Annotated in this window: 2 protein-coding genes; both read left to right on the plus strand. The window is 77.0% G+C overall.

Annotated elements, in window-relative coordinates:
- Window positions 1-233: 233 nt before the first annotated feature.
- Window positions 234-977: an enoyl-CoA hydratase family protein gene (locus SSNG_RS19630; RefSeq protein WP_042801414.1), complete on the plus strand. Its 744-nt coding sequence runs from the start codon at window positions 234-236 to the stop codon at window positions 975-977.
- On the plus strand, window positions 965-1,564 hold the full coding sequence (locus SSNG_RS19635) for a TetR/AcrR family transcriptional regulator (protein WP_007265622.1): 600 nt from the start codon (window positions 965-967) through the stop codon (window positions 1,562-1,564). Before SSNG_RS19630 ends, SSNG_RS19635 begins: the two co-directional genes overlap by 13 nt.
- The last annotated feature ends 21 nt before the right edge of the window (window positions 1,565-1,585 follow it).

Genomic DNA, 1,585 nt, shown 5'->3' on the forward strand with positions numbered 1-1,585 from the left:
AGCGGCCGCCCACCCGGGCACGGTCCACCGGCCCCGCAGCCCGCCCGGCACGCCCCCGAGCGCCCGCTCCCCGCCGCACCCGCGGCAGGGCGTCGCCCGAGCCCGCAACCCCGCCCGGCACGGCCCCGCCCGCAAGGGCCCGTCAACAGTCGTGAACGCCCGGCCAGGGCAAGGGCTACCCTGCCCCCGAGGGGGGCCGGCCGGGTCCGCCCGATGACCCCTCCGGAGGAGAAATGGCCCCACTCGTGCACGCCGCCCGGGCGGCGACCGGCATCACCACCCTCACACTCGACTCCCCGGCCAACCGCAACGCGCTCTCCGCCCGGCTCGTCGCCGAGCTCCGCGAGGCCCTGGCCGAGGCGGCCGCCGACCCCGGCACCCGGGCGGTGCTGCTCACCCACACCGGCAACACCTTCTGCGCGGGCGCCGACCTGAAGTCCCCCTGCGACCCCGACGACTTCCTCGCCCTGCTCCGCGCGATCACCGCCCTGCCCAAGCCCGTCGTCGCCCGCGTCACCGGGCACGTCCGCGCCGGCGGCCTCGGCCTGCTCGGCGCCTGCGACATCGCCGCCGCCGGGCCGCAGTCCTCGTACGCCTTCACCGAGACCCACCTCGGCCTCGCCCCCGCCGTCATCTCGATGACCGTGCTGCCGCGCCTCGACCCCCGCGCCGCCTCCCGCTACCTCCTGACCGCCGAGGCCTTCGACGCCGCCGAGGCCGCCCGCATAGGGCTGCTCACCCTCCACACCGCCGACGACGTCGACACCGCCCTCGCCCCCGTCCTCGACGGACTCCGCAAGGCGTCCCCGCAGGCCCTCGCCGAGACGAAGGCCATGGTCGCCGCCGGCGTGCGCGAGGCCCTGGACCGCGACGGGGCCCGCCTGACGGAGCTCTCCGCGCGGCTGTTCGCCTCCGCCGAGGCCCGCGAGGGCATCACCGCCCGCTTCGAGCGCCGGGACCCGTCATGGGTACGGTGACCGGCCCCGTTCCCAAGCAGGCCCGCAGCCGCGTCACCCGGCGCCACCTGCTGGAGGCGGCCGTGTCCTGCCTCGCCGAACACGGCTGGGCCGGCTCCACCGTCGCCGTCGTCGCCGAACGCGCCGGCGTCTCGCGCGGGGCGGCCCAGCACCACTTCCCGACCCGCGAGTCCCTCTTCACCGCCGCGGTCGAGTACGTCGCCGAGGAACGCTCCACCGCACTGCGGGAACTCTTCCAGACCACCCCCGCCCCCCGCCCCCGCGCCGCGGTCGTCGAGGCCCTGGTCGACCTGTACACCGGCGCCCTGTTCCGCGCCGCGCTCCAGCTGTGGGTGGCCGCGTCCAACGAGGAGCAGCTGCGCCCCCAGGTCATCGAACTGGAGGCCCGGGTCGGCCGGGAGACCCACCGGATCGCCGTCGAGCTGCTGGGCGCGGACGAGTCGCTCCCGGGCGTACGGGAGACCGTGCAGGGCCTGCTGGACATGGCCCGCGGCCTGGGCCTGGCCAACGTCCTGACCGACGACACGGCCCGCCGGGCCCGCGTGGTCGCCCAGTGGTCGAAGCTGATCGACGCCGCCCTGGGGTGAACCGCCGGGAAAGCGCGTGGG

The organism is Streptomyces sp. C, assembly GCF_000158895.1.
Lineage (GTDB): Bacteria > Actinomycetota > Actinomycetes > Streptomycetales > Streptomycetaceae > Streptomyces > Streptomyces racemochromogenes.

Excerpts from the sequence above, each read along its gene's own strand:
- SSNG_RS19635 (WP_007265622.1), top strand. The coding sequence starts at position 965 with ATGGGTACGGTGACCGGCCCCGTTCCCAAGCAGGCCCGCAGCCGCGTC.
- SSNG_RS19630 (WP_042801414.1), top strand. The coding sequence starts at position 234 with ATGGCCCCACTCGTGCACGCCGCCCGGGCGGCGACCGGCATCACCACC.